Here is a 19,498-nt window from a genome sequence, read left to right as displayed (position 1 = left end):
GCTTAACTTCTAAACAGTTCTAACATTTCCTTCAAGATCTTTCGATCATCGAAAGGCATTTTCTTTCCCTTTATTTCCTGGTAATCTTCGTGCCCTTTTCCAGCTACTAAAATGATATCGTGGTCATTAGCCATGGAACAGGCCGTTTTTATGGCTTCTTTTCTGTCAGGTATCACCAATGTTTTCTTCACAAATGATTTCCCTACACCTTTCATCATATCATCAAGGATGTCCTTGGACTCTTCATCTCTTGGATTGTCATCGGTGAATATTACCTTATCGCTCCATTTTACAGCAATAGAGGACATGACGGGTCTTTTATCCTTGTCTCGATTACCACCACAGCCTACCACAGTAATCACTTGCTCGTTTCCAGACCTGAAGCCATCGATGGTTTGCAAAACATTTTCTAAAGCATCCGGAGTATGGGCATAATCTACCAAGGCAATGATGTCGGAACCTGCTTGCACCACTTCGAAACGGCCTGGAGCAGGTTCCAATCCAGAAAGCATCATCAGCACTTCTTCTCGATCTTCATGCAGCAATTCGGCAACCGCATAGGCCGCCAGTAGATTGTAAGCATTAAATTTTCCTATCAATCTGAACCAAACACTCTGACCATTGATATCCAATTCCAATCCCTGATAGCTGTTGGTCACCACCTTGGCTTTGTAATCAGTCATGAATTTCAAGCCGAAAGAATAGTGAGTTGCTTTTGTATTTTGGAGCATGATTTGGCCACGCTTGTCATCCAGGTTGACAAGGGCAAAAGCAGACGCTGGCAATTCATCAAACAATCTCTTCTTGGAATTGATGTAATTCTCAAATGTGGTGTGATAGTCCAGGTGGTCATGACTAATATTCATGAATACTGCACCGTCAAACGAAAGTCCTGCAATTCGATTTTGATCGATCGCGTGAGAACTCACTTCCATGAAAGCAAACTGACATTTTTCTTTGACCATCTTCGCCAAAAGCTCATTCAAACTCAAGGCATCTGGCGTGGTATGACTAGATGGAATAATATTGTCATTGATCACGTTTTCTACTGTAGACAACATGCCGACATGGTAGCCTAATGATCTAAAAAGCTTGTATAATAAAGTTACTGTTGTCGTTTTTCCATTCGTACCAGTTACCCCTACCAACTTCAATTTATCCGATGGATTGCCATGGTAATTGGAAGCAATAATTCCGAGTGCATGACTAGAGCTTTTGGTTGCCACGAAGGTCACCTCCTGAGAAGGCTCGAAAGGCATGTCCTCACATACTACTGCTACCGCTCCACTCTTTATGGCCTTGTCGATATATTCATGACCATCTACCTGTGTGCCCTTTACGGCCACAAACAAATTTCCTTTTTTGACTTTTCGCGAATCAAACTGTACACCGGTGACTTCCAACCCCATGTCGCCTGCGACTGAGGTCAAATTCACTTTGTACAATATGTCTTTTAAGAGCATTTTCATCCGAGGGTTAGGTTTATTTCATTCGCACTATTGGTATTGGCTCCTGGCACCACAGATTGCTGTGTCACACGTCCGCTACCTGAGTAAGTCACTTTCAAGTTTTTATTTTCCAAGAGATACAGCGCATCTCTCAGCGTCATACCTCGCACATCTGGAACTACAGATTCTTTGGTATCCAGTTTCGACCAATCAATAGAATTGTTATTGATTCTTGCTTTTACCCATTTCGACTCTTCGGTCAAGTGATTAGAAATCCCTATCTCGTTACAAATCATAGAAAGGTCCTCATGCTCGCCCGCTCTGATCACGGGAAAAATGCCTTCAACTATTTGTTGTCCTTCAAATGGATCGTTCAATTCCATATCCAACGCATAGATTTTATCCGCGATTTCCTTGAAAACCGGTGCCGAAACATCACTGCCATAGATTCTGTATTTCTTTGGGTTGTCGATCACGACGATACAGCTATACTTGGGATTGTCAGCTGGAAAGTACCCGGCAAATGACGTATAGTATTTATTAATATATCGACCGTTTTTTACATGCTTGGCTGTCCCTGTTTTGCCAGCAATTTGATAATAAGAATCATTGATGTTTTGAGCAGTACCTCGTTCTACTACGCCTTCAAGCATTTCTCTCACTTTATTCAAAGTGATTTGAGAACAGATCTTTTTGTTGATCACTTTTGTTTCAAAAGTCTCGATGGTTTTGTCCGCAGACATCACATGTTTCACCAATATTGGTTGGATCATTTTGCCATTATTAGCTACGGCATTGTACAAGGCCAGTGTGTGCAATGGTGTCATCGTCAGCTCATAACCATGCGACATCCAAGGCAACGAAATCCCACTCCAGGTTGAGTCTGATGGGCTTTTGATATAAGGCCTACCTTCACCAATCAACTGAAAACCAAGCGGTTTGGTCAACCCCATACTAGTGAGGTAGTTGATGTACGTTTGTGGCTTATCGCCAAATTCATCTACTATTAGTTTGGCTGTGCCGATGTTAGACGATTTTTCGAAAACCTGCTGCACGGTCAACGTACCGTATCCCCCGGGTTTATGATCTTTCATGACCTGATCATAGAATTGCATTTTACCATCGCCTGTATAGACCGAATCATTGAGCCCAACACTCGACTCTTCGAACAAAGCGATCATACTGGCTAGCTTGAAAGTAGATCCCGGCTCTCTTGATCCCTGGCTTCCTACTGCATAGTTGTAGTTTTCGTAATATCCTCCACCGTTTCTCTTACTAAGATTTGAAATGGCTTTGATTTCTCCGGTTTCCACTTCCATGACCACCACACAGCCATAATCCGCATCATTATGGGTCAAGGCTTTGAGCAGCGCAGACTCTGCTACATCCTGCAAATCCACATTGATGGTCGAGACGATATCCAATCCATTTTGCGGTTTTACTTCTGTGCCGTCATAAACTGGTTTCCAGGTACCTCCAGATATTTTTTGATACAATGCTTTTCCATTGCGTCCCATGAGGTCTTTGTTGAAGCTATATTCCAACCCGACCACTCCTCGGTCGTCCTCATTGATCGTTCCGATGGTGCGATAGCCTAAATAAGAAAAAGGTCGAAACCTTTTGTCCACCTTTTCAAATATTACCCCACCTTTCATTCGCCCTTCTTCGAAGATGGGCCATTGGGACATCTGTTTTTTGGTTTGATAATTTATCTCTTTCCGGTTTAGTGCCAGATATCGCCTACCAGACTGCCTGGCATCTATAATACGACGTTTATAATCTGTAGCCGAGTAGTCTCGGAAGTGCCTGGCCAGTCGCTGCGACAACTCATCTATACCACTATTGAATATCCGATCACTAGACAGAGATGGATCAAAAGCTACCTTATAAAAGGGTAGTGAAGTAGCCAACAAACTACCGTTGTCAGAATATATATTGCCCCGCGTAGCTTTTACATTTCTGTATTGTAGTCCGATACTCTCTGCTTTCTTTTTCCACTTGCCACCATCCAGATTCTGGATTTCTACTATTTTGTAAATAATAGCAACGGAAAAAAGTAGCGCTACCAAATAGGCTACCCGAACTCTGAGCAATATGTTTGACTTATGGCTCATTCCTGATGTTCGACAATTTTAAATGGAGGTTCGATGCTTTCCTTCAAGCCCAGTGTCATGGCCTTTTTCGCCACTTCAGATTGCTTGCTGGTATACATATAATCTGCCTTGAGCGTGGTATAATCTGCCCTTAGGTCTTCTACAGCTACACGTAGTTTCGCTGCTTTTCTGATATTCTTTTCTGCGTAATGAAGGTTGCCTATGTAGATAATGCAAAGCACCGTACTGAATAGAAACGGCATCAAAAACTGCACAGGAAGTCCTTTGTCGAAGAATTTTTCGACGTTGATGAGGTTTTCAAGAAGAGAAAAAAAGCTCCTCCGACTTCCGCCGGTGCCCTGGGAGTGTTTGTAAGTGTTAGATGCCATGGTCAGATTTTTTCTGCTATTCTCAATTTTGCACTTCGTGCACGGTTGTTTTCATTTATTTCATTATCGCTTGCCGTTACTGGTTTTCTGGTGATTGCCTGAAATGGTTTATCTACATTTCCATACAAATCCTTTTCTAGCTCACCATAAATCTTTCCTTTGTTTATAAAATTTTTTACCGGCCTGTCTTCCAACGAGTGGTAGGACATAATCACAAGTCTTCCGTTTTCATTCAATACTTCCGCACTCTGTTCCAGCATCTCTTCCAATGCCTTCATCTCTTCATTCACTTCTATCCTTATCCCCTGAAAAACCTGAGCGAAGTATCTGTTCTCTTTTCTTCGAGGCGCAAACTTCCGCAACACATCGAGCAATTGCTCTATGGTTTCGAAAGGAGCTAAATGCCGTTCTGAACACAACGCTGCAGCCAAGGTCTTTGCATTTCGCACTTCGCCATATTGCCCCAAAATCCTGTGCAACTCACGTTCCTCGTAAGTATTCAAGATTTCAGCGGCAGATACGCCTTGTTGCTGATTCATACGCATGTCCAAAGGACCGTCGAATCTTGTGGAGAATCCTCTCTCTGCGGTGTTGATCTGATGAGATGAAACACCTAAATCTCCCAAGATGCCGTCGACCTTCTTCACGCCATGGAGGCGCAAATATTTTTTCAGGTTTCTGAAATTGGCTTGAACAAATGTGAAAGAACGATTGTCTATAGCTTCAGCATTCAATCGGGCCTCATCATCCTGATCAAATGCGTACAACTTCCCTTTCTCGCCTAAGTGCTTTAGAATTTCTTTGGAATGACCACCACCACCAAAGGTGATGTCCACATAGATGCCGTCCGCTTTGATCGCCAACCCTTCAATACATTCTCTCAGCATTACGGGGTTGTGATATTCACTCATTCATCTAAAAATTTCTTGGCCAAATCCGAATATTCCTCATTGTCCTCGATCAAGTATTCTTCATACAAGCCAGGACTCCATATCTCTATCGTATTGCCTGCTCCTACCACCATCACGTTTTTTTCAAGTTTGGCGTGATCTATCCAGCCTTTAGGTATCAAAAAACGGCCGGCACTGTCCAATTCGACCGGGGCGACACTACGAAAAAAGTTTCTTTTCAATTTTCTCTGGGCGGCATCAAAATCACTCAATGAAGCGAACTTGTTGTGTATTTTCTTGTACTCCAGCATGGTGTACAAGACCAAGTTGGGATCAAATCCCTTCATGACAACGAGCTCATTGCCAGACACTTCGGGCAGATTGGCTTTAATCTTTGCAGGTAAAACCAATCTACCCTTAGCATCTAACTTACACTCATATTCGCTTGTAAAAAAAGCCATAGAGTTATAGAAAAATATAAACCACCGATACAAACTTAATGAAGTTTTGGAATAATTCACCACTTTCCTCCACTTTTTACCACAAGATGGAAAAAAATGAATTTTTATGGGTAATTCAGCCAAAAAAGGGCATAAAAAAACCACCCATTGGGTGGTGGTTGGCTGGGGATACAGTGGAAATTTTGTGATTGCATGGTTCGTGAGTACACGAACCAGAACCTAAAGACTCGAACTAGGGCTTAGAGTAAAGAGGTTACTTCAAGTAACCTCTTTACTTATTCCCATCAATCCTCCGCCTTCTCCACGATGCCGGAGCTTGTCGCGTTGACTTTCAATTTAGGATCGCCCCTATAAATCACTTTTCCCTCACTTACTACATTGGCTACCAGCGATTCAGAAACCGATACCTCAGCACGGCCATTGCCATGCGCCTGGGCTGTCAAGGACTTGCACTGCAAACCAAAACCCTTGTATACGCCCGAAGAATTAGCATTTACCTTAAGAATCTCAGCTTTACCGGTAATCTCTAATTTTCCTTTTCCTGAGGTGGTGGCGTCTAATTTAGTCGCTTCAATAGCCAATTGAGCTTTTGCTGATCTGCCTATAGACACGATGGCCGACTGGGTTTTGGCAGTCATATCCAGCCTGGCACCTGTAGTTGCCACTAACTTCAAACTGCTTGCTGCCGATACATCTTTCACACTAAGGGAGGACTTATTTCTGACAGTAATTCCTTCTATGGCACTCGCGGTGTAGATTTTGGCACTGACAGATACCCCTTCGAGCTTCTTTGTGTTTTTAAATGTCACAAGCAGCTGACCTGCTTCGACCTCAGTGATGACATTATTTTCCTTAGTGCCACTGATGACCAGTACTACTTTATTGGAAGTGCCCTTGAGCAACTCTGCCTGGATACCATAGTCTACAGAAACGGCTTTAAAATCTCCTAATGCTCTCTCTACTTCCTGCTGAGCAAATAGCGGGGTGCTGCAGGAAGCGATCAGAAATGCGAATAGTACGATGATGTTTTTCATAATTGATAGAGGTTGATGTAAATAATTTTCTTGGTTAACGACAATTTAATCTAAATATTTTACAACATTAAAGTTCGTAGGTTTGTGCAGAGCTTTGTTGGGGACAGCTGACTACCAACAGGCAGAACTCCAACAAAGGCAATTGATTGTGGGTTCGTTGAGATACGAACCAAGGCTTAGTATCCATTGGTAGGTTTCGTTGAGACACGAACCTGGGCTGGAGTGGGTTATTTAACGGCATAATGATTCCTGCGTAAGTAGAGACACGAACTTGGGCTTAGATTTATAAACTAATTAAACCAAACTGCATATCGTTTTCTACGCAATTCCAAAGCCAACTTTTCTTCCATCTTTAGCGCTTCAGTTCTGGTTGCCATGGGCGCAATATGATTGTATAAATTTGGACGAAGGTAGGCGCCATATTTCTGAACGATACTAGAGGATAACTTATGACCTTTCTTGCTTAAGGTTCCTTTTTTATGTTGTTCAAACCGTTCCTTTGGGTCTTTGCTTGTCATCCCAACATACAAGCATTCTAGCACCCCATTGAATTGTGGGTTGGCCGTACGAAACCGCGCATTTTCGGTAAAAACACGCTTGGACAATTCTATCACATATACGCGGTATGTTAATCGAGGCATAATTCCTTCCTTTTACGAGGCTCATTAATATGAACTATATAAAATAAAAGCATGACTTATCCTGTTTATTCATGTTATTCTCTTGAATGCTATGGAATGTCATATTGTTTTTGGTGCAAAACAGCTGCAAAGGTTTGTTGGAGACAACTCCAACAAAGGCGGAGATTGTTAGGTTCGTGAGGACACGAACCAGAGCCTTAGCGGAATTCTATTCTCTCAATTCTACCTTCTCCTGACGCGTCCAATAGATGTTTTCACTCAAATTTCCTACGAGATTGAGATATGTATCTCCATATCTCATTTCAGTTGTGGACTTAAACTCATTTCTTGAATAAACAATTTTATAGTAGCCAAATTCATCATGATAATAATCTGCATAGATCAGGCCATTGTCATTCTCTATTTTATGCCCAAACTTATGAATCAAAGCTAAAAAACGAGTAAACTCAGCTGCATCCATATCTAAAAAACTAGCAACTGACTCTGGTATTTGATTAGCCTGTACTCCACTTAAATTATAAATCCACCTTATGTTATATGGATGATGATCAAAACCGGCCTTGATTAATTTCCCATCAATAATTTTATCATGATTAGCGACTCTCTTAGTGCCATATCCTCCATTGAATCCTAAATTAAAAACTTTACCAGAAACCTTAGATGTATCCACAGATGGGTGCTGGATTCTCAAATCATATTTACCAGACCATTTGTAATATTCTGCGCTTATAAATTTACCTGAAATTTGTTCTATTTGATGAAATAATGGGGCTAGGTATTTTAAATCTTTGATGTATAGTTCTCGAAAATTCTCTTCTTCAAATTTTTCTTTTCGATAATTATCATATGGTTCTTGTAGAAAGACCGCCCAGACAATACTAATGCCAATTATAATAAAGCAACAAATTCTAAGAATCCGATAGATTTTCGATTTATAAAATGGCTTGTATGTATGCTTTTCATAAGATATTGGAACCTCATTGGACTTCGGAAGATTGGACTTTGGAAAATCAGGTTTCTGACCATACACCTTTTTCAAAATTTTGAACGCCTTTTTTGGCTTCCTGGTGTAATTCTCTTTTCTCATCCCAAAAACCATGTACCCCATACGACAATATTTTAGCTTCTATAAAACAAAAAAATCAATATCAATTCTTTACTTGTTCCCCTCCCTCAAAATCTTCTCGATCTTCTTGCCTCTGGCTAGTTCGTCGACAAGTTTGTCGAGATAGCGGACTTCTTGCATCAGAGGTTCTTCGATTTCTTCTACACGGATGCCGCAGACGACGCCTTTGATCAGTTTGCGGTTGGGATGTAACAGCGGTGCCTCCTTGAAGAAGTCCTCGAAGTTGGTTTTGTTTTCGATCACCTGCTTCAGCGCTTTTTGATCATATCCAGTCAGCCAGTGGATGATTTCATCCACCTCGGCTTTGGTTCTTCCTTTTTTCTCTGCTTTGGTCACGTAGTGCGGGTAGACTCCGGCAAAGCTCATGGTATAAATTCGGTGTTTAGACATTGTAATAGCTTACTCGATCTAACCTAAACTTAACCATGATTTGTCAGTTAAGCAATTGCACAAGGTAAGATCTGTAGCTCACAGTTGAACTAAACATAAACCTCAAGAACTATTTCTTTGTTATTTTGAAGCATGAAAAAATCAGACAAAATCTTTTTGATCGCAGCGTTCGTGTCGTTTCTGCTATCAGTTTCCTTATGGTTCAACGGACAATCTGAAGCAGGAATCTTCGTAGGACTCTGGGTACCTTCCATCATCTGCAGTGCCAATTACATCAAACTTATTAGCAAAAACACGGACCAATCATGATCATCACTGGCGAATTTATATTTATTGTGGGCGTGGTTGTTTTTAGTCTATTCGTATATGCGGCCAATGTAGAACTGAACAAAAAAGAGGAGAAATGATTTGTAGAATTGCACCGTAAGACGACGTACTAGTACAATTCACAGTAGTTTTCAGAAAAACCGGCTGATTGCTTTTTCTGCTAATGAATCTTTAGGAATTTACTAGAACTAACTTTTACCTACTTGTTCATGAAGAAAAAATTGGTGCATATTCTAATTGCCTTTTGGTGCATTGGATACTGTCATGCCGAACAAGTAGATGCCTTAAAAGTCAAGCTTCAAAACAGCACTTCAGACACAGCTCGTGTAAAGCTCCTTGCGAAACTGGGCTTCGAATATGCTTTTATTCATCTCGATTCCTCCAGGCGGTATTGCGAGCTGGCGGTACAACTTGCTGATGAAATTACTTTTAACCGGGGAAAGGCAGATGCACTCAATAATCTGGCCATTTCATATGACGTGGAGGGTAATCACGAAGTGGCCATTACCTATTTCTTGATGGCGCTGGATATTTACGACGAACTGGGAGCCAAAGATGGACAAGCAAGGATATACAACAACTGCGGCATGGTCTATCAGAGCTTGGGTGATACTGCCAAATCACTTGAATTTCATAAGCGCTCTCTTCAAATTGAGAAAGAATTGGGAGACTCTCTGGGTATTGCCTACTCCATGACCCAGGTGGCCGCACTACATCTGATGGTGAAAGATTATGAACATGCTCTCCCCCTCTATTTGTCCGCGCTGAGCATACTCCAGTCTGAAAATGATATACAAGGGCTGGCTTATGCACATTGGGGATTGGGTGAACTATACATGGAAACAGGACCATCTAATTTGGCCTACAGTCATGCCAAAGAAGCCTTTTCATTTTTTGAAAATGAAGAGAACAAAAAAGGAATGTCTGAGACCTCACTTATTATTGGCAAAACATATTTCAATGAAAATCAATTAGTGGAAGCTGAAGAATACTTACTCATGGCCCTCACTCTTAGTCAAGAATTAGGTACTCAAAATGTCACGCTGGAGTGTTTGTTAAATCTCACAGAAGTACATAAGGCTCTGGGTAATTACGAATCAGCACTTGGCTTTCAAGAAGAATACTCAAGGTTGAGGATTGAAATTCGCAAAAGCGAAATGACCAGCAACATCAAAGAAATAGAGTCAAAATACAACTTTGAGCGGCAGCAACAGGAAATAGCTCTCTTGAATAAAGAAAACGCCCATCAAACCACTGTCAGAAATATCATCATTTGTGTGCTCGTTGCAATTGCTATTCTTCTGCTATGGCTGTACTGGGTTTACTTGTCTAAAGCGAAGACCATGGAGGTCTTAGCTGATAAAAACGAGGAAATTATGCGCAAGAATGAGATCATCGAAAAAGAGAAGCAAAACGCGCTGATTGCTGCAAAAGCAAAAGCTGACTTCTTATCGGTGATGAGTCATGAAATTCGTACCCCCATGAATGTAGTTCTAGGCTCTATTCATTTGCTTCTGGAAGACAGGCCCAAACCGCACCAGATTGAGACGCTCAACATGCTCAAATTTTCTGCAGAAAACCTGCTCACGCTTCTCAATGATATCCTTGATTTGAATAAGTTGGAAACGGGAAAATTGAAGCTAGAATCCACAGCGTTTGACATCAACATGCTCTTAAAGGGAATTCAAGATGGGTTTGGTGAAGAGGCGAAGAAAAAAGGTATTGACCTGAAACTGGATGTAAGTAAGGATGTACCCCACCAACTCGTTGGTGACCCAGGAAGATTGTCGCAAGTATTGAACAATCTACTGAGCAATAGTATAAAGTTTACGGACTCAGGTTATGTAAAACTTAGGGTGGAAGCACTAAAAAAGGGTAAGAAAAAAACCAGTTTGAAATTTGTGGTAGAAGATACAGGCATTGGTATCGAGCCAGAGAAACAAAGCGTTATTTTCGATAAGTTTATTCAAGTCGATTCAGCTACGACCAGAAAACAAAGTGGAACCGGTCTTGGCCTGTCTATTACTAAACACATATTAAAGCTTTTTGGAAGTGATATGAAACTGAAAAGCACACCCGGCAAAGGGTCTAGGTTTTCTTTTAAATTGAAATTCCAAACCGAACTTATTCCCATTATAGACTGCTCTTAATATAAGTCTTTACCTTCAACTCAAATGAGGAAAATGCTCCACATTCTTCAAAACACATTGTTGATCATTCAGTAACAGCTATCTGTCGGTTGTCACTTCTATAGATTCCACCTATGCTATATTTTGAATGTATCAACCATACGATGACTATGAAAAATGTAATACGCACATTTGCTCCGATACTGATTTTATTGTTAACTACAGCCTTTCGAGGTGATGATAGATTAAAGTTTTACTGGGGTGAAATGAAAATTGAATTCGAGTCTGGCATTAGCCTATCTAAGGTCATTCAATCCAAGCCTACAAAAAAGTTGCATTACATCATTCGAGAAGACTTGATCCAAGAAGTTGGGAAGCGAACAACAAAATTAGAAATCAACCTTGTCAGAAGGGGGACGAGCATTTACGCCAACCGGTACGACGATTTATTGTCTGATCAGACCTTAATGTTTGATGATATTTACTCCTCCTTGCGTGTAGGAGATACTATTCTGCTACAGTTCACAGGAGTGGAAGGGATTTTACCTCAAATCGTAGGACTCAAAATCAAAGAGTAATAAATATCTTCTCCGATCCATGCATATTTGCGCCAGACTATTCGCGTCAAAATTATGCAGAACAACCATCGTCACTGGAATATCAAATTAGCGAAAGCCCCAGAACGCCAACCATTGCTATCTGGCTTGTTGGACAAAAAGTATAGCGAGGAATTTCAATGGCTACAGGATAAAAAAGTCCATATCCTGTCTCCAAAGACTATTCTTCGATTCGTAGATGAAGAACTCATTCATGACAACGACACTATTCTCAAACAAAGTGGACAATTTCTCCACTCCATGTCTTCAGGAGAGCGCAAACAGGCTTTTCTGCAATACTCACTTGGTCTCCGGCCTGAGGTAATCATATTTGACCATCTATTAGACAATCTGGATGTAGCTGCCAGAAAACGAATTGTGGATCAGCTAGCCTTTCAGTCTGAAACTTTTAGCATCATCAATATTTATTCTCGCGATGATGATGCACTGCCTTTTTTGTCAACACAATATATCTACGAAAACGAATCCCTCTCTTTAAATGATGGGACTGCAGCAGTGCATTCACCTTCTAAAAATCAACACCCCCTACCTCCACCACTACATCCAGTTACTGAATTTGAAAATCCGTTGGTATCGTTCAATCAAGTGAATGTTTCCTATCTGGATAAAGGCATCCTAAAAAACATCAGTTGGGTGATCAACAAAGGCCAATTCTGGCACCTCTATGGCCCAAATGGCAGCGGCAAAACTACCCTACTCACCATGATTACAGGAGATAATCCCAAAGCCTACGGACAGGACATCAAGCTATTTGGAAAGCAAAAAGGTAGTGGTGAGACGATCTGGGAGATCAAGCAAAAAGTAGGCTACTTCACCACCAATATGACTTTTCAATTCAAGAAAAGACAAAACGCCAGAGATATGATAATCTCAGGTTTTTTTGATTCCGTCGGTCTTTATCACATCCCCTCAGATCAGCAGATCAAACTGGCCAATGAATGGCTGGCATTTATAGGTCTAGCAAAGATAGCAGACAAGGCCTTCATAGACTTGTCTATGTGCCACCAACGCATGGTGATGATCGCACGTGCGATGGTGAAGCACCCTCCGCTACTGATCTTGGACGAAGCTTCTGTGGATTTAGACGACGAGAGTACCGCACAAATGACCAATCTCATCAACAGAATCGCGCATGAAGGAGATACCACCATGATATATGTATCGCACAGGGTTGAAGCAGGGCTATCACCCACACATAGTTTTGAGCTAGTGCCCGGAGATGGTGGGTCTCAAGGCATTGTTCATAGCCTCGGTTAGCATCTAGAAAGAGCATTCGGGGAATCGGTACCAGAGGTACTACTAGTCAATAACCGTACTGTCGATTCGTTTGCTAAATGAGAAGCGCTTAAACAGTTGAATCCGTTAAAGAAGAGTCGTTCCTCCACACAAAGCTTAGCCAAGAACTATTCATCAATGGTCATTTCGTAGCAATAGCAGAGAAAGTCCTCAATATATGGCACTGCAGCTTAGAGAAGTTGAGTATGCCTCAAAAGTCAAATCATTCGTCATCACGAGTGCAACGAAGTGATCTTATGCTTCGAATACGTATCTATTCATAAGATTGCTTCACGATGTTCGCAATGACGAACAACTTTTGAGACATACCAATGTGGATATCTGCATGGTGACTATCTTTACCCCCAATGAAAGGCATACCGGTATATAGCATCGACAAGTTTAAGGCAGAAGGAGAAAAACCATATCAGGTCGAAGTATTCGATGCCAATCGACACTTTGAGGTGGAGTACCCTCATTGTCATGATTTTTTCGAAGTGCTTTTTCTGACCCGGGGCTCTGGTGTGCATATCATCGACAACAACAGCTATGAGATTCAGCCGCCTTGTATTTTCTTTTTGAGTCCGGGGCAGGCACACAAACTGGAGCTTTCCGAAGACGTAACAGGTTATATCTTTTTGTTTACCGGCGAGTTTTATTTGCTCGACAAGAGCAATCAGAATAAACTACTGGAGTACCCCTTCTTCTTCAACGTGAAGCAGGACAATCCTCCACTTTTGATCAAGGACAAATCAGATCAACTCTTCTTAGAGTCCCTATTCAAAAAAGGATGTGAAGAGATGAATAAGCCGGACCAGGGCAGCTATGAGTTGTCTCATGCGCTGCTGGAACTGATCTTGTGCAGCTGTGAACGATTGTATCCTCCAGAACACCTAAAAGGAGTCAAGCAGAAAGGTCATGTGTTAGTCAAACGCTTTCGAGAACTCATCGAGGAAAAATACCAACAAAACCTGAGTATCAAAGACTACGCAGATTTGCTCAATGTCAGTGAAAACCATTTGACGCATTTAGTCAAGGAAAGAACATCAAAAACCTCAAAAGAGCTGATCCGAGAGAAACAAATCATAGAAATCAAGCGACTTTTGAAGTATTCAGACTACTCTATCACGCAAATCGCTGATCACCTCAATTTCAAGGACCAGTCTTATTTCACGAAGTTTTTCAAGAAATCAGAAGGCATCACTCCACTCGACTACAGAGAGAATCGTTGAAAAGTACCTAAACTTTTCATTTTTCCACCACAATTGTTGGCGAAAGCTCCATCATCTTTGTAATGTGAGAAATGTCGCTTGCATTAGGCTTGTTAGTGACGCCAATGGCATCCCTTCGGGACAACACCAACAAGGGCATGGAGCGTTCTCTCCGAGTAACTCTGATGGATCCAGAAAATAGGATTCTTTGTCATTTCGAGCGATAGAGAGAAATCTAATCGCGACTGATTAAAAAAAGATCGATAGGGTTTCTACTGATGTCGAAATGACAAATGAGGGAAACAGCACAGAATAAAAGCATTTAAAAAAGAAAAACGATATGGGAAATTATTTTAACACATTACCGCTAAGAGAGCAACTGAATCAGTTGGACCAGGCGGAGTTTATGGACGGATCTGAATTTGCAGACGGCGTAGACGCACTCAAAGGAAAGAAAATTGTAATCGTAGGTGCTGGCGCACAGGGATTGAACCAGGGATTGAACATGAGAGATTCTGGTTTGGATATTTCTTATGCACTTAGACAAGCAGCAATCGATGAGAAGAGAGCTTCTTATGTGAATACCACTGAGGCTGGATTCACCGTAGGCACTTACGAAGAGTTGATCCCTTCAGCTGACTTGGTAATCAACCTGACACCTGACAAGCAGCACACCAACGTGGTTTCTGCTGTGATGCCTTTGATGAAAAAAGGTGCTACGCTTTCATATTCTCACGGATTCAATATCGTGGAAGAAGGCATGCAGATCAGAGAGGATTTGACGGTAATCATGGTGGCGCCTAAGTCTCCTGGCTCAGAAGTAAGACAAGAATATTTGAGAGGATTTGGCGTACCGACTTTGATCGCTGTACACCCAGAAAACGACCCTGAAGGTAAAGGATGGACGCAAGCTAAGGCTTATGCTGCTGCGACAGGCGGACACAGAGCAGGTTGTTTGAAGTCTTCTTTCGTAGCGGAAGTAAAATCTGATTTGATGGGTGAGCAAACGATCCTTTGTGGATTGTTGCAAACTGGATCTATCCTTTGTTTCGACAAAATGGTAGCTGAAGGCGTGGACGCTGGATGGGCTGCAAAATTCATCCAGTACGGATGGGAAGTAATTACTGAATCTCTGAAGCACGGTGGTGTGTCTGGTATGCTAGACAGACTATCGAACCCGGCAAAAGTAAAATGCTTCGAGGTTTCTGAAGAATTGAAGCAAATCATGCGACCATTGTTTCAGAAGCATCAGGACGACATCATGTCTGGAGAGTTCTCCTCTACGATGATGGCTGACTGGGCCGATGACGACAAAAATCTATTGGCATGGAGAGCCGAAACAGGCGAAACTGCCTTCGAAAAAACGGCTCCTTCTGATGCCGACATCTCTGAGCAAGAGTACTACGATAAAGGTTTGTTGATGATAGCGATGGTGAGAGCGGGTGTAGAGCTAGCTTACGAAACAATGACTGAAGCAGGTATTCAGGGTGCTTCTGCTTATTATGAGTCACTTCACGAGACGCCACTGATCGCTAACACTATCGCAAGAAAGAAATTGTTCGAAATGAACCGAGTGATTTCTGATACGGCTGAATATGGATGTTACCTATTCGATCATGCTTGTAAGCCATTGTTGGCCGACTTCATGAAAACGGTTGACACCAATATCATCGGTAAAGACTACAACGAAGGCATCGACAACGGTGTGGACAACGTAACATTGATCCAAATCAATGAAGTGCTAAGAAGCCACGACATCGAGTACGTGGGCGGCGAGCTAAGAGGTGCGATGACTGCCATGAAGCAGATCGCTCTGGGATAAGACTAATTGAATATTAAATGGATTAAACCCCCAAGGTTTTGAAAACCTTGGGGGTTTTTCTTTTTTATATCCATAACAATTTATTTTGAATTCCGTTCGCAATAACGTACGTTTATGATATGAAAACACTGTCTGCCACCGAAGCACGTAAGAATATTTACAAATTGGTTGATGAAGCTAATGAAACGCATGAGCCTATTCAGATTTCAGGTAAGCGAAACAATGCAGTATTGGTAAGCGAGGAAGACTGGCGATCCATTCAAGAAACTCTCCACTTGTCTTCCAATCCAGAATTGAGAAAATCAATCATTGATGGACTAAACACTCCTCTGAGCGAAACTTCTGAAAAACTAGAATGGTGAAGTATAAATTGGTTTACACCAATCAAGCTTTAAAGGACGCTAAAAAAATCTCTTCGTCGGGCTTAAAACAAAAAGCTGAAAAACTGCTTGATCTACTAGCCAACAATCCTTTTCAAGATTACCCCCCATTCGAAAAATTACAAGGCGACCTCTCAGGTGCTTATTCTAGACGAATCAACATTCAGCACCGACTGGTATATCAGGTCTATCACGAAGAGAAAATCGTGAAGGTCATTAGGATGTGGACGCATTATGAGTAGCATTCAAACTAATAAGTTTTGAAAACCTTATAGGTTTGTAACGGGTTACTTCGATCTTAAGACATCCACAAGATTGATTCTCTTGATAGTTCACTAGAAAAATATTTTTAAACAGGACAAAAAAAGGTTCGGGAATATCCCGAACCTTTTACATGTTCATCAATCATTTATCTTTTATTCATATCTAAGTGCTGTCACAGGGTTTACCTGAGCGAACTTAAGAGTTCTCAAACTTGCTATAGTCAGAGAAACCAGTACGATCGTTGCGATAGGTGTTGCAAAAGTGAGAACATCCATGTTTTTGTAGTAGGTGAAAATGGACGCTATCAAACCATCTATTAGAAAATATCCTAGCGTGACACCTAAACAAGAAGAAATCAAGAGCAACAAGAAATAATCCTTGTTGATTAGATACACGATATGTCCCAGTTCACCACCTAACACTTTTCTTACACCAATTTCTTTAATCCTTTTAATAAGATTGATAGAAACAAGCGTGAACAACCCTAAGGATGAAAGGATAAAGGCAACAATTCCTAAAAATGTAAATATGGTAGTAATATTACCATTCACCTCTTTGGCCTGTTGCAAGATCCGGTCTTGATAAAAGCCTGAAAATACCTTAGTAGTAATCTTACCATTCCACTCCTTTTCAAGATATTCATACACCTCAGTCACTTTATTGACGTTCACTTTGGCTACAATATAACTCTGCGAAGTATCATCCGAAAAAACAAGACTTCTCAGGCGGAATCCAACCGGTTCTATAGGTCCCCAAAAACCATTTTTGTAGAAATTTTTCACCACGCCTACTACAGTCAATGTGGTAGAATCATCAATAGCCAACCGTTGGCCTATGGGATCACTCCAATCAAATGCTTCGACTAATTTTTCATTAACTACAATGGACCCATCACTGTCCGAAGCTTCCAGTTCTTTTAAGAAGGATCTTCCTTCTATAATTTCAAGATCCATCGTCTCCAAATAACCGATACCCACGTCGAGCATGTCAACATTTACATCCACGTCCTGATTTTTGATTGTCAATCCATAATTCCCAAATCCGATATTGTTTTTTGCACTAGCCACAGATACAATATCAGGATTGGCCATCATCGAACTGAGTGTTTTTTGGTATTCGTTGTCGTTCAGGATACTGACTCCAATGACCTGGTCTACATTAAAGCCCATATCCAGGGTGTCTTGATATTTTGCATTTTGGACGAAGGCCACACTAGCAAAAATGGCGATAACAGTAAATGTATATTGACAAGCCAATAAAAATTTGGTGAGTCTACCAGAACCACCAATGCTCAGACTTCCTCTTAGTATACTTACTGGCTCATATTTACTCACATATAGCGCTGGGTAAAATCCAGCTAGCAGAGTGGTGAAAATCAGTAGTCCGATTAAGAAAAGGTACAATTGATAATCTTCGACGAAGTTCATTTCAAGTTCCATTCCTCTCCACATAGCAGCGTATGCTGGTATTAAATAAGTTGCAATACCAATAGACATGATCACCGCTAAAAAGCAAATGGTAAGATTCTCAGCCATAAACTGCGCAATGAGTTGTCGACGACTTCCTCCTAAAACTTTTCTTACACCTATTTCTTTTAGCCTTCTATTGGAAGTCGCAATGGCAGTATTTGTAAAATTGAAGCAAGCTACGAGCAAGATAAGTAGTGCCATAATTTGTGGCGTGAGTATCGCAGCATCATCCATAGCATCATTGAGTCTGTCCCATCGGATATCATTTGAAATTTGCGCGTGATTGTCCATTGGACTCAGTAAAAATCCTGTTGTCTGATGCTCAGGATTGGCTTCATTCTGCAAGCTGATATATTTATCCATGAGCTTAGCAACTTCTCCAGCCCTACTGGGGTCATCTAGGTATACGAAAGTATTAGGAGTGAAATACGACCAATTTCCTTTGGCGTTATCCTCGTACATTCTAAATCTATTTTCGAAACCGAGAAGAATTTCAAAATGTAAAGATGAATTTTGAGGTGCTCTCTGCACCACACCTGCAATTACATAGTTGAAGCTTACGCCTTTATCGTCAAAAACGGTTAAAATCTTACCCATTGGATCCCCGTCACCATAAAATTTTTGGGCGTATTCCTCAGTGACAACCGCCTGCTCCAAGTTGTGGTAGGCAGTCAAGTCTCCGTGTACCAAAGGAAATGTGAAAGATTCGAGCAAACCAGGATCTGCATACGATACTGCGGTTTGGAAAACTTTATCTATCTGTACATCCCTAACAGTGAAGGTGTGGTTTTCGAATCGAAAGATCTTATCTATACCTACAATATCACTTTTCACCCTATCGGCGATCGGCATAGGAACCATACCATATTCACGTACGTCACCCTGATTTTCTCTCATCTGATGAAGATGAAAAACATGATCAGCCTGAATATGATTTTTATCAAAATCCCAACTGTATTTGGAATTGAGATAAGCCACGATACAACAGGCCAACGCTAAACCTAGGCCTACAATGTTGATAGAAACAAAAACTTTGTTTTTGAGAAGGTTACGCAGGGTAACCTTAAGATAATTTTTGAACATGAGTATTGAGTTTTTTGACTTTTGGTTTTTATTATGATGAATGTCAACTCAAAAAAGTTGCAGTCAATTATAATTTAGTCAAAAAATAATCCTCAAAAAAGGCAAAATGGCCGAATAACGAGGTTCAGCACCTAGAAACCCAAACTCAATGAAACAATGTGCGGTTTGTCATGAAGCCAAAAGCAACAAAACAGCAGCCACCACCATCAACCAAAATTTGTATGCGGCCAGAAATGGAATAATAATAAAATTTAGCTGCATGGCTACCATAAGCAACACGATTACAATGGCAATTAATTTTAAAGTAGACTTAGTACTTGCACTCATACTGATTGTTTTTTTGAATTGAGCATCAATGTTAATGACTTTTTAAGAATTATAAAATCCCTCTTCATCAAGACCTTATGCTCTTTCCATTTTTTAGGCAAAATACACTAAATTCGAGGTTG

19 protein-coding genes are annotated in these 19,498 nt (G+C 41.1%); 8 read left to right on the top strand and 11 right to left on the bottom strand.

Annotated elements, in window-relative coordinates; translation table 11 throughout:
• Positions 1–2: 2 nt before the first annotated feature.
• From ACOQO5_RS18340 to ACOQO5_RS18300, 9 genes are all read right to left on the bottom strand, one after another.
• On the bottom strand, positions 3–1,469 hold the full coding sequence (locus ACOQO5_RS18340; RefSeq protein WP_420583139.1) for a UDP-N-acetylmuramoyl-L-alanyl-D-glutamate--2,6-diaminopimelate ligase: 1,467 nt from the start codon (positions 1,467–1,469) through the stop codon (positions 3–5).
• Positions 1,466–3,562 carry a penicillin-binding protein gene (locus ACOQO5_RS18335; protein ID WP_420583138.1) on the bottom strand — a complete coding sequence of 699 codons (2,097 nt, stop codon included), beginning with the start codon at positions 3,560–3,562 and terminating at the stop codon, positions 1,466–1,468. The genes ACOQO5_RS18340 and ACOQO5_RS18335 overlap by 4 nt, the downstream gene beginning before the upstream one ends.
• A complete protein-coding gene (locus ACOQO5_RS18330) occupies positions 3,559–3,930 on the bottom strand; it encodes an FtsL-like putative cell division protein (RefSeq protein WP_420583137.1) in 372 nt (123 codons plus the stop codon). The genes ACOQO5_RS18335 and ACOQO5_RS18330 overlap by 4 nt, the downstream gene beginning before the upstream one ends.
• 2 nt (positions 3,931–3,932) lie before the next feature.
• Positions 3,933–4,841 (bottom strand): 16S rRNA (cytosine(1402)-N(4))-methyltransferase RsmH, encoded by a 909-nt coding sequence (gene rsmH, locus ACOQO5_RS18325; protein WP_420583136.1) that lies wholly within the window; start codon positions 4,839–4,841, stop codon positions 3,933–3,935.
• A complete protein-coding gene (mraZ, locus tag ACOQO5_RS18320) occupies positions 4,838–5,281 on the bottom strand; it encodes a division/cell wall cluster transcriptional repressor MraZ (protein WP_318170792.1) in 444 nt (147 codons plus the stop codon). Before mraZ ends, rsmH begins: the two co-directional genes overlap by 4 nt.
• Positions 5,282–5,565: 284 nt before the next feature.
• Positions 5,566–6,315, bottom strand: a complete 750-nt coding sequence (locus ACOQO5_RS18315) for a GIN domain-containing protein (protein WP_420583135.1) — start codon at positions 6,313–6,315, stop codon at positions 5,566–5,568.
• Between the two features lie 290 nt (positions 6,316–6,605).
• Positions 6,606–6,956, bottom strand: a complete 351-nt coding sequence (locus tag ACOQO5_RS18310; RefSeq protein ID WP_420583134.1) for a GIY-YIG nuclease family protein — start codon at positions 6,954–6,956, stop codon at positions 6,606–6,608.
• 208 nt (positions 6,957–7,164) lie between these two features.
• Positions 7,165–8,064 carry a hypothetical protein gene (locus ACOQO5_RS18305; protein ID WP_420583133.1) on the bottom strand — a complete coding sequence of 300 codons (900 nt, stop codon included), beginning with the start codon at positions 8,062–8,064 and terminating at the stop codon, positions 7,165–7,167.
• Positions 8,065–8,112: 48 nt separating this feature from the next.
• Positions 8,113–8,448, bottom strand: a complete 336-nt coding sequence (locus ACOQO5_RS18300) for a DUF2200 domain-containing protein (RefSeq protein ID WP_420583132.1) — start codon at positions 8,446–8,448, stop codon at positions 8,113–8,115.
• Positions 8,449–8,604: 156 nt separating this feature from the next.
• Between ACOQO5_RS18300 and ACOQO5_RS18295 the strand changes: the two genes are divergently transcribed.
• The 8 genes from ACOQO5_RS18295 (at position 8,605) to ACOQO5_RS18260 (ending at position 16,475) form a co-directional block, all read left to right on the top strand.
• The gene (locus ACOQO5_RS18295; protein WP_420583131.1) at positions 8,605–8,781 is read left to right on the top strand and encodes a hypothetical protein; all 177 of its coding nucleotides are present in this window, start codon (positions 8,605–8,607) and stop codon (positions 8,779–8,781) included.
• 227 nt (positions 8,782–9,008) lie between these two features.
• Positions 9,009–10,949, top strand: coding sequence for a tetratricopeptide repeat protein (locus ACOQO5_RS18290; protein ID WP_420583130.1), 1,941 nt, complete (start codon positions 9,009–9,011; stop codon positions 10,947–10,949).
• Positions 10,950–11,098: 149 nt separating this feature from the next.
• Positions 11,099–11,506: a hypothetical protein gene (locus ACOQO5_RS18285; protein WP_420583129.1), complete on the top strand. Its 408-nt coding sequence runs from the start codon at positions 11,099–11,101 to the stop codon at positions 11,504–11,506.
• A gap of 54 nt (positions 11,507–11,560) precedes the next feature.
• Positions 11,561–12,802, top strand: a complete 1,242-nt coding sequence (locus ACOQO5_RS18280) for an ATP-binding cassette domain-containing protein (protein ID WP_420583128.1) — start codon at positions 11,561–11,563, stop codon at positions 12,800–12,802.
• 386 nt (positions 12,803–13,188) lie between these two features.
• A complete protein-coding gene (locus tag ACOQO5_RS18275; RefSeq protein ID WP_420583127.1) occupies positions 13,189–14,052 on the top strand; it encodes an AraC family transcriptional regulator in 864 nt (287 codons plus the stop codon).
• A 319-nt stretch (positions 14,053–14,371) separates the two neighbouring features.
• Positions 14,372–15,853, top strand: coding sequence for a ketol-acid reductoisomerase (ilvC, locus tag ACOQO5_RS18270; protein WP_420583126.1), 1,482 nt, complete (start codon positions 14,372–14,374; stop codon positions 15,851–15,853).
• Positions 15,854–15,972: 119 nt separating this feature from the next.
• Positions 15,973–16,215: a type II toxin-antitoxin system Phd/YefM family antitoxin gene (locus ACOQO5_RS18265; protein WP_420583125.1), complete on the top strand. Its 243-nt coding sequence runs from the start codon at positions 15,973–15,975 to the stop codon at positions 16,213–16,215.
• Positions 16,209–16,475, top strand: coding sequence for a Txe/YoeB family addiction module toxin (locus ACOQO5_RS18260; RefSeq protein ID WP_420583124.1), 267 nt, complete (start codon positions 16,209–16,211; stop codon positions 16,473–16,475). Before ACOQO5_RS18265 ends, ACOQO5_RS18260 begins: the two co-directional genes overlap by 7 nt.
• A gap of 174 nt (positions 16,476–16,649) precedes the next feature.
• On the opposite strand, the gene ACOQO5_RS18255 is transcribed toward ACOQO5_RS18260, so the two are convergent.
• Both ACOQO5_RS18255 and ACOQO5_RS18250 read right to left on the bottom strand, forming a co-directional pair.
• Positions 16,650–19,049 carry an FtsX-like permease family protein gene (locus tag ACOQO5_RS18255; protein ID WP_420583123.1) on the bottom strand — a complete coding sequence of 800 codons (2,400 nt, stop codon included), beginning with the start codon at positions 19,047–19,049 and terminating at the stop codon, positions 16,650–16,652.
• A 168-nt stretch (positions 19,050–19,217) separates the two neighbouring features.
• Positions 19,218–19,376 (bottom strand): hypothetical protein, encoded by a 159-nt coding sequence (locus ACOQO5_RS18250; RefSeq protein WP_176214683.1) that lies wholly within the window; start codon positions 19,374–19,376, stop codon positions 19,218–19,220.
• Between the last annotated feature and the right edge of the window lie 122 nt (positions 19,377–19,498).

This window comes from Reichenbachiella sp. (assembly GCF_965223055.1).
GTDB lineage: Bacteria > Bacteroidota > Bacteroidia > Cytophagales > Cyclobacteriaceae > Reichenbachiella.
Note: the sequence above shows the minus strand (reverse complement) of the source record. Positions and strands in the feature narration are given on the sequence as shown.